8 protein-coding genes are annotated in these 8,721 nt (G+C 38.8%); 5 read left to right on the top strand and 3 right to left on the bottom strand.

All coding sequences use genetic code 11. The features are described 5' to 3' along the window. Nucleotides 1–18: 18 nt before the first annotated feature. Nucleotides 19–873: a pentapeptide repeat-containing protein gene (locus RT445_RS11745; RefSeq protein WP_313470632.1), complete on the bottom strand. Its 855-nt coding sequence runs from the start codon at nucleotides 871–873 to the stop codon at nucleotides 19–21. Between the two features lie 151 nt (nucleotides 874–1,024). Here RT445_RS11745 and RT445_RS11740 point away from each other — a divergent pair, with 151 nt between their 5' ends. From RT445_RS11740 to RT445_RS11725, 4 genes are all read left to right on the top strand, one after another. Continuing rightward, nucleotides 1,025–2,617 (top strand): PucR family transcriptional regulator, encoded by a 1,593-nt coding sequence (locus tag RT445_RS11740; protein ID WP_274796707.1) that lies wholly within the window; start codon nucleotides 1,025–1,027, stop codon nucleotides 2,615–2,617. Between the two features lie 132 nt (nucleotides 2,618–2,749). Then, a complete protein-coding gene (locus RT445_RS11735) occupies nucleotides 2,750–4,018 on the top strand; it encodes a cytosine permease (protein WP_313470631.1) in 1,269 nt (422 codons plus the stop codon). Next, nucleotides 4,015–5,118 (top strand): S-methyl thiohydantoin desulfurase family protein, encoded by a 1,104-nt coding sequence (locus tag RT445_RS11730; protein WP_274796710.1) that lies wholly within the window; start codon nucleotides 4,015–4,017, stop codon nucleotides 5,116–5,118. The genes RT445_RS11735 and RT445_RS11730 overlap by 4 nt, the downstream gene beginning before the upstream one ends. Further along, nucleotides 5,111–6,661: a hydantoinase/oxoprolinase family protein gene (locus RT445_RS11725; RefSeq protein ID WP_274796711.1), complete on the top strand. Its 1,551-nt coding sequence runs from the start codon at nucleotides 5,111–5,113 to the stop codon at nucleotides 6,659–6,661. The genes RT445_RS11730 and RT445_RS11725 overlap by 8 nt, the downstream gene beginning before the upstream one ends. A 105-nt stretch (nucleotides 6,662–6,766) precedes the next feature. On the opposite strand, the gene RT445_RS11720 is transcribed toward RT445_RS11725, so the two are convergent. Both RT445_RS11720 and RT445_RS11715 read right to left on the bottom strand, forming a co-directional pair. After that, nucleotides 6,767–7,417: an HAD family hydrolase gene (locus RT445_RS11720; protein ID WP_274797298.1), complete on the bottom strand. Its 651-nt coding sequence runs from the start codon at nucleotides 7,415–7,417 to the stop codon at nucleotides 6,767–6,769. A gap of 42 nt (nucleotides 7,418–7,459) precedes the next feature. Continuing rightward, a complete protein-coding gene (locus RT445_RS11715) occupies nucleotides 7,460–8,020 on the bottom strand; it encodes an AAA family ATPase (RefSeq protein ID WP_274797299.1) in 561 nt (186 codons plus the stop codon). A 224-nt stretch (nucleotides 8,021–8,244) separates the two neighbouring features. Here RT445_RS11715 and RT445_RS11710 point away from each other — a divergent pair, with 224 nt between their 5' ends. Further along, entirely contained in the window at nucleotides 8,245–8,469 is a 225-nt protein-coding gene (locus RT445_RS11710; RefSeq protein ID WP_274796712.1) for a hypothetical protein, read from the top strand. The last annotated feature ends 252 nt before the right edge of the window (nucleotides 8,470–8,721 follow it).

Genomic DNA, 8,721 nt, shown 5'->3' with positions numbered 1-8,721 from the left:
AAACGTCATCTACCTTTTTTATTGCCAATGGGCAGGTCGCTTTATATAGGAAGGTAATTTCGTGTAGCGATCACCCTGTGCTGCATTGATTTGCATTTGGGTTAAAAACATACTTGTCGACAGGTCTGCACCGCGCAAATTGGCATCCCGCAAATCAGCTCCGATGAAATCTACCTCTCGTAAATTAGCATCTTGTAAATTGGCCGCAATTAAATAGCCACCTCGAAGGTCCGTTCCACGTAAATCTTTGCCCTTTAAATTTTTGCCCATCCAATCAGCCCCACGCTGATTCAATTGTTTAGAAGCTTTCCCCTTTAGGCTATGTAGACGAATTTGTTCGCTTGTTTTGAGCAATAGTGCATTGACAGGCACACGTATAGCTACCATATCCAGTGCTAATAAGGCATCTGCATCTAATTCTGTTGTTTGTTGGAGCAATTCCAATTGAGCTAGAAGCTGCTCGTAAAGGTCGTTATTCACTGGATAGGATAATGCCTCTGCCACATACGCAATCATTTCGTAAAGCTGTTCCATCATTGGAAATACTCGAAACATCTTGTCAGCATGCTCACGGGATTGTCGCCAATCTTGCCCCTGAAACGTGACTTGTGAAACCTGCTGTCCTGCACCTAAGCAATCAAAAACCGTACAGCCTTTGAAGCCTGTTTCTCTTAGTTCACTATGAATGTGACAGCTATAATTATCCTGCAAATTGGGGCATGGTGAGCCTGCTGGTTTATTGATCGCAAAGTCACTTGAAGCAACAATATTTAAAGCCGTACAGCATAAGCCAAAACAGCTTTGACAATCAGCCAGTAAGCTCTCGCGGATGTTTATGCCCACTGATGAATCTCTATTTGTCAGATTTGACATGGTTAAATTCCTCTCTTACCTTCTAAACTTAGTTTTTATTTTATCACTTACACACTTGAAGTTGAACAAGAGAGAAAATGGTTTTTGAAAGATTATAGGGGATATGGTATTCTTCTTCAAAAGATGTTGTAGAGAAAAGTGGTGGTTGAACATGGGGGTAACGGTCAATGAATTATTACATTTGCCATCCTTTCGAGGGGCAGAGGTTTTAACGGGTCGAGATAATCTTCATCGTACTGTATCTTCTTTATCCGTGTTAGAAGTATCGAATGTTGATTTTTATTCCAGAATTATTAACCGTGTACAAGAGGAATGGTATGCAGAGGAGCTTGTTATTAGCTCATTTTATTCCATTCGAAATAGTGTGGAACAGCAATGTGAAACGATTCAGCATTTACATGATTTAGGCGAGCTAGGTCTTATTTTATATTATGTAGGGATTGTGTTGCCTGATATTCCAGAGGAGGTTCTGACACTAGCAGAATCACAGGGCTTTATTATCATCTGTATGCCAAGAAATGATTATTCCCTGCGCTATAATGAGGTTATTTATGAGGTTATGGAAGCCATTATTAGTCATCAAGGAGTCAATGATCATTTTGTCAAAGAGACGTTAGAAAAGGTATCCTTACTGCCAGAGCATTTAAGAAGTGTAGAAATTACGTTAAAAATGCTTTCGGATCGTTTGAAAGCCAATATTCTGCTAACGAATAGTCATTTTGATATTGTGAACCAAGTGATGTGGCCACGAAATTCAACATTAGATGTGGCGAAGGTCATTGCGGAATGTAGCCAATCGAATTTCCATCGAGAAGCAGGAACATTCGAGTTCCAACGAAGTACTGTCTCCTGTGTTGTTGAATATAAAAAAGTACACCAAAAAAATGGCGAGCCTCTTTATCTATTTCTGATAAAAGAAAATACAAAACTGCCAACTAAAACGATTGATAAAGTAAGTGAAGTGGTGCAAGTTGCGATTAATTTATGGGGGGATAAGCATGATGAGGTAAGTGAATATGCCTTAGTCAAAGCTATTATCAATGATGAAAGTGAGAAAATGAGAAGATTAGCAAATCTCCTTCATATTGATGTTTCTGCCATTCAGATGATGTGGTTAGTGTACATGCATGATCTTGCCGATGAAAAAAGAATTCGAGATGAATTAGATGAGCAACTGTCAACATATTACCAAACAAGAGTAATACAGTGCATGGATCAATGTGTTATTGTGCTGTTAGGGAATTGTCTTTATAAGCACCATGAGTTTGACATTGCAGTCGAATATTGTGAAACCACCAATTTTGATGATCAAATTGCGGAAATCGTTTATGCACCTAAAATGAAAAATACAAAGTCTGTGCGCCAAATGTATCAATTGGTTAATCAGGTAGGGGCTAAGGCGCATACCATTTATCCCATGCGAACGTTGTTTACGGCAGCAGAGGTACGTTCGATGAAAAGGGCTATAGATGTTAGTAGGCAGGGAGAAGAAATCATTGAAGAACATCTGTCTGTCATAGAACCCATTTTGCGGGAGCGTGATTCCCTGCAAACATTGATTACCTTTTTATTGGATGCGAATGCTAGTGTGGAGCGCTGTGCGGAGCTCCTTTATATTCATAAAAATACAGTGAAATATCGTATTAAAAAAATTAGTGAGCAGATTGGCACAGATGTGACAGTGTACTCAGAATTTTACGATGTGTATATGGCTTGTATGCTGTATCGCTTGATTAATGATTAGAATAATCTGAAATTTTGTCAATTTGAACAAAATTTCAGATTATTTTTTTCATTTACGCAAAAGACGTGACGCCTACCTTTCTTTTATAATAAAAAACATTAATCCATCACCTAAGTAGAAGGAGGGAGTCACATGCAAAATAATAATAAAAGTCAGTCTTGGTATAGCTTGGGTATTATTTGGGCGGGCGTCATGATTTGTATTCCAAGTTTATTAGTAGGTAACGCACTCATTACCAATATGAGTTTATCAAAGGCACTTGCGGTTGCTTTTGTAGGCTACGCAATTGTCGTGTTCATTATGGTTTTACAAGGAATGCAAAGCAGTGATTTAGGAAAACCAACTGTCCATGTTGCTGGGCAAGTGTTTGGTAAAAAAGGCTCCCGAACAATCTTGTCCATCATTTTAGCCATTGCCTGCTTAGGATGGTTTGGTATTCAGGCCAATGTTTGTGGGGTCGCCTTAGCCAATTTGTTAGCCATTTATCATGTGAATATACCGATTCCGCTTGCTTCATTCATAAGTGGAATGGTGATGGTTGTTTCAGCGCTTTATGGAATGAAAGTGTTGCGTATTTTAAGCTATATTGCAGTACCTTTACTCGTAATCATTTGTCTTTACGGTTTAGGTCAAACATTATCAGGCGATCAGCTTCAGCTCATACGCGATTATCAGCCACAAGGCAATATGAGCTTTATGGATGGTTTAGCCGTTACCATTGGATCGTTTGCCTTAGGGGCCGTCATAGCGGGTGATTATTCACAATTTTCCGAAAAACGTTCAGATGTTGTCAAAGCAGCTACATTGGGGATTATTCCAACAGGTGTGCTGATGATTGCAGTTGGGGCTATTTTAACCATTGCCTACCAAACAAGTGATATTACAGCTGTCTTTCTGCATATCGCTACACCGTTTATTGGTGGGGTTGGTTTAATTTTAGCGACATGGAAAACCAACTTGGTAAATGCGATTTCAGGCGGTATTGCTTTAATAAATGTATTCGATATTGCTAAAAACAAAGAACGATTAGCGATTGGTGTCGCGGGAACAATTGGTACGGTACTGGCCGTGGTAGGAATTTTAAATTATTTTACACCCATCATGTCCATCTTATCAGCTATGATTCCACCTGTTGCAGGTGTGATGATTGCTTCTTATTGGGTCATTCATCGAGGGAAGATAGATAGCTGGCATGAGATTGAAGGTGTGAATCGATTAGGGGTGTTTTCTTGGCTTGTTGGCGCAGTGATTGCCTGTATGCCAGTAGTCTTCTCCTTATTCCCTGAATTGCCACCATTACCAAACCAACCGATGATCGGCATCCTTATTTCTTTCCTTATTTATTATATTGGCTATCGAGTATCCGTACAAAAAACTGTCATACTGGAGGAACATAGATGAGATATTTAGATCAAGCAGCAATTGAACATATTGCCATTGGGGCAGCATTTCTAGGAACAGGTGGAGGAGGAGATCCTTATATTGGGAAGCTAATGGCCCTTTCTGCCATCGAAAAAAATGGGCCTGTAAAATTGTATTCAGTGGATGAAATTGCAGACGATGACTTTTTCATTCCAGCAGCTATGATGGGTGCACCATCTGTGTTAGTAGAGAAATTTCCACGTGGTGATGAATTTGTAAAAGTTTTCCAAAAGCTTGCGCAGTATTTGGGTAAAGAAAAAATTGCTGGAACATACCCGATGGAAGCGGGTGGGGTCAACTCGATGATTCCGATTGTAGTTGCTGCACAGCTAGGGTTACCGTTAATTGATTGTGATGGAATGGGTCGTGCATTTCCTGAGTTACAAATGGTGACATTTAACCTTGATGGAATTTCGGCAACACCTATGGCCATTACAGATGAAAAAGGGAATATTGGTATTTTTGAAACGATTGATAATAAATGGACAGAGCGTATCGCACGGTCGGCAACTGTCGAAATGGGAGCTAGCTCATTAGTAAGCTTGTATCCAACAACGGGTGCGCAAATCAAGCAAAGCGGTGTGCATCATATCGTGACACTTTCAGAAAAAATCGGTGAAATTATTGCCTCGAAAAATCAAGAGGTAAACGATAAGCTACAACATCTTTTAGAGCTTGTGAAGGGCTTTGAGCTATTCCAAGGGAAAATTGTAGATGTTATTCGTGAAACAAAGGGTGGCTTTAACCTAGGTAAAATGAATCTTGAAGGCATTGCTCATTATAAAAATGATCAAATGAAAGTTCATTTCCAAAATGAAAATCTATTAGCAGAGAAGAATGATAAAGTGGTAGCGATGACGCCAGATCTTATCTGTCTGGTTGATTATGAAACATTGCTGCCTGTGACAACAGAAAGTCTAAAATACGGCAAACGAGTGCGCGTAATTGGCCTACCAGCTCATGAAAAGTGGCGTACCGCTAAAGGGATTGAAACGGCTGGACCAAAATACTTTGGCTATGATTACGATTACGTGCCAATTGAAGAAATGGTGAAAAAGGAGGTTGCAGAACATGTATAAAATTGGAATTGATGTAGGTGGAACAAACACAGATGCGATCCTTTTAGACCATAATAGTCAGCTAATTTATAGTGTGAAATCACCAACAAGTTTAGATATTAAAACGGGTATTGAAAAGTCCTTGCAACAATTACTACAAGGTGCCAACATTGATAAAACAAAAATTACCCATGCGATGTTAGGGACAACGCAATGTACAAATGCCATTGTGGAACGTAAAAAGCTCGCGAAGGTCGGCGTCATTCGATTAGGCTATCCAGCAACAGCCTCAGTGTTACCTTACACAGCTTGGCCAACAGATATGATTGATAAATTATCAGGTAATTATGCGATTGCTCATGGTGGCTATGAATACGATGGCCAATTACTAAGTGCACTTGATCAGGAAGAAATTCAGAAGCTATTAAAAGAATGGCAGGATGAAGTAGAATCGATTGCGATTGTAGGTGTCTTTTCTTCAATTAAAAATGACCAAGAATTACAGGTTCGTCAATGGATTCAAGAAGCCTATGGAGAGGATTTCCCCATTTCCTGCTCATCCCTAATTGGTTCGGTTGGATTAATTGAACGTGAAAATGCAACGATTCTCAATGCTGCTTTATGTAAGGTCATCGAAACGACAACCCAGGGCTTTATTCAGGCACTTCAAGCGGAAGGTATTTTTAACGTGGATGTTTACTTATGTCAGAATGATGGGACGTTAATGTCGATAGATTACGCGAAGCAATTCCCAATCCTGACGATTGCTTGTGGGCCAACAAACAGTATTCGAGGCGCTTCGTATCTATCCCAAATTCAAAATACAATGGTGTTGGACGTGGGTGGAACAACTTCCGATATAGGTGTGTTACAGGATGGATTCCCGCGTGAATCGTCCGTTGCCGTGGAAGTAGGGGACATCCGTACGAACTTTAGAATGCCAGATATTATTTCGGTCGGACTCGGTGGTGGTAGTATTGTTCGGGTGGAGGACGACAAAATTACTGTAGGACCAGATAGTGTAGGCTATAAAATTAGTGAAGAAGCACTCGTATTTGGAGGCTCCACTTTGACAACAACCGATATTGCTGTACGTCTTGGTTTAGCCAATGTAGGCGATCGTAATTTAGTGGCTCATATTGATGAGGCATTTGCTAAAGCTGTTCAAGAAGAAATTTCTTTGTTATTGGAGCAAGCCATTGATAAAATGAAAACCTCATCTGAGGATGTATCACTAGTCTTAGTCGGTGGTGGCAGTATCATTGTACCTGACAGCATTCGCGGTGTTTCCAAAATTGTAAAAAATGAAAATGGTGGTGTTGCGAATGCCATTGGTGCCTCCATCGCACAAATTAGTGGCCAATATGAGCAAATTTATATTTATTCCAAAGAGCCTCGTGAGGAATCACTGAGGGACGCCGAAAATAAAGCAGTAAAACAAGCCATGTTAGCAGGGGCCCTTGCAGATACGATTGAGCTAGTAGAAGTGGAAGAAACGCCACTAGCCTACCATCCAGAAAATGCAACAAGATTAAAAGTAAAAGTAGTAGGGAAAATGGTATAACGTTAAAAGGAAGAGTCTTAGGTAAATAAGGCTCTTCCTTTCATCGTGTTGAAATAAAATATCCTCTGAAATGGACTATCCTCTTGCCTTACCTATTGTTATTTTTTATCTCATCAGTAATTGGTCCAACGATTGAATCTCAGCATATGGTTTGATGTCCGTTTCATTTGTGAATTGATGGGGATTGAACCAAATACCCTTGATGTTAGCCCGTTGACAACCTCCAATATCCTTTTCTATATCATCTCCAACGAATAATGTAACTTCAGGCTGAACATGAAGCTGATGTAAGGCGTAGTCAAATATTCGTTTGTCTGGCTTGCTGTAACCCACTTCTTCAGAAATGATGATGTCATCAAAGCAACTATTTAACTGTGTATTTATGATTTTAGCTTTTTGTCTTTGAACTGTGCCATTTGTGATAATACCAACTTTTACATGCATTTTAATTGTTTGAATGATTTTCAACGTTTGTGGGTTGATCGAAAAACAATGAGGAAAATGATCATTCCAAAAATCTTGCATGTCATGGTGGGGCAGTCGAAAGCTTGGTGGAAATTCATCAAAAAACGATTGTAAAACAGTTGTTTTATCAGAAATGCCATAGTCTTTTTTATCGTATGCTTTAAATTTTTCTAACATGTCGTTTTTTACAGAATGCTGAAGATCCTGATAAAATCTATCTAAAATCAAGAAAAATAGATGATCGACGGCCTGATCTCGATTCAGTAAGGTATCATCTAAATCAAATAGCATCGCTTGAAAGCCTCTCAACTGTTTTCACACCCTTAAACTTTACTAGAAATGAAACGTTTGTTTGATGATTTTGGCTACTTCTTGTGCATCCAACTTTGTATTGTTTATTTTAATATAGTTCGAATACTGAATTTCACCATCTAATGAATTCAACCTGTATGAATCCATTGAATTTTTTAAGTCAGCTTCAGACCATTCAATATCTCTTTTAGATGGCTTATGCTTCAGTCGATTATCGCTTTTATTTCGTTCAAGTCGTTCTTCAAGATCAGCCTCAAGCTCCACATAGTAGACAGTACCACCTCGGGATTCAAACAACTGGGAAACTTGATTTACATAATCCCAGTCATCTTGTAGATTAAATGCCCAAACATACGTAAAAATCATGCCATACATATCGCTTTTTGAGGCTTCTTCAAATATCTCCTGACGAAACAAATGGACTAATCTTTTTCCTTCTTTCGTGCTGTAATCAAAAAAATGACCAACTAAATCAATCGTCATATGATTATGAAAAAGCTTCAAATCAGTAATTTTTGCCAATTCCTGCCCAACAGTCATCTTTCCCACTGCTTGGGGTCCAAAGATAAGAATAAGTTTCATCATTACCTCCAGTAAACGGTTTTCATAAGTTATTTTTTTACGTATGTTTATATTAACATAAATATCCAATCTTTGGATTGAGAATAAATAGATAAATGACGTTGAAAGAGTATATGTCTCTAGGGAATCAATAGAAGGTAGCATCCTGCTAAACTATATGTTGTATATTAAACTCATAGCTAGTGAACGAAAACAGGTCATTAAATAATGAAAGGAGGGGTGGAATGCTAGTACTGTGGAGTGCATCCTTGGTGATCGCGATTTTTGCCTTTGTTTTAGCAGTAGTTATGCTTTCATGGATGTATATGATGGTTAGTACCATTACGTCCATACCCGCTACAAGTTATTTTATCGGAGCAACTAATGCTTGGAAGTATACTGGTTTAACCCCTCTTATCTTATTCATGTTGACAGTCGTTTTTTGGTTTTTAGAAAAACGGCAAGAATAGGAGAAGTGCTTTTTTCGAGGAGCCCCAACAGTTAGACATGTTGGGGTTTATTAAGTCCAATGATTAAAATTCCTTTATTCTATCTCTACATCAAAAATAAAAGATTGTTTTCCTTGCTTCACGTTGCTTTGACCTCATACAGATAATAATCCTCTTTCGTTGGCATGGATCATCTTCCATTTCTACAATTTCATTTGAATCGTCCTCATTTCATTTAATAACAGCAATAGAGACAGTGGATTGTGGTTAAGG

The sequence above is a fragment of the Lysinibacillus sp. genome, assembly GCF_032093475.1.
In the GTDB taxonomy this organism is placed as follows: Bacteria; Bacillota; Bacilli; order Bacillales_A; family Planococcaceae; genus Lysinibacillus; species Lysinibacillus irui.
Note: the sequence above shows the minus strand (reverse complement) of the source record. Positions and strands in the feature narration are given on the sequence as shown.

Bases quoted from the DNA above. Each gene is read 5' to 3' on its own strand.
- RT445_RS11745 (WP_313470632.1), bottom strand. From the start codon at position 873: ATGTCAAATCTGACAAATAGAGATTCATCAGTGGGCATAAACATCCGC.
- RT445_RS11740 (WP_274796707.1), top strand. From the start codon at position 1,025: ATGGGGGTAACGGTCAATGAATTATTACATTTGCCATCCTTTCGAGGG.
- RT445_RS11735 (WP_313470631.1), top strand. From the start codon at position 2,750: ATGCAAAATAATAATAAAAGTCAGTCTTGGTATAGCTTGGGTATTATT.
- RT445_RS11730 (WP_274796710.1), top strand. From the start codon at position 4,015: ATGAGATATTTAGATCAAGCAGCAATTGAACATATTGCCATTGGGGCA.
- RT445_RS11725 (WP_274796711.1), top strand. From the start codon at position 5,111: ATGTATAAAATTGGAATTGATGTAGGTGGAACAAACACAGATGCGATC.
- RT445_RS11720 (WP_274797298.1), bottom strand. From the start codon at position 7,417: ATGCTATTTGATTTAGATGATACCTTACTGAATCGAGATCAGGCCGTC.
- RT445_RS11715 (WP_274797299.1), bottom strand. From the start codon at position 8,020: ATGAAACTTATTCTTATCTTTGGACCCCAAGCAGTGGGAAAGATGACT.
- RT445_RS11710 (WP_274796712.1), top strand. From the start codon at position 8,245: ATGCTAGTACTGTGGAGTGCATCCTTGGTGATCGCGATTTTTGCCTTT.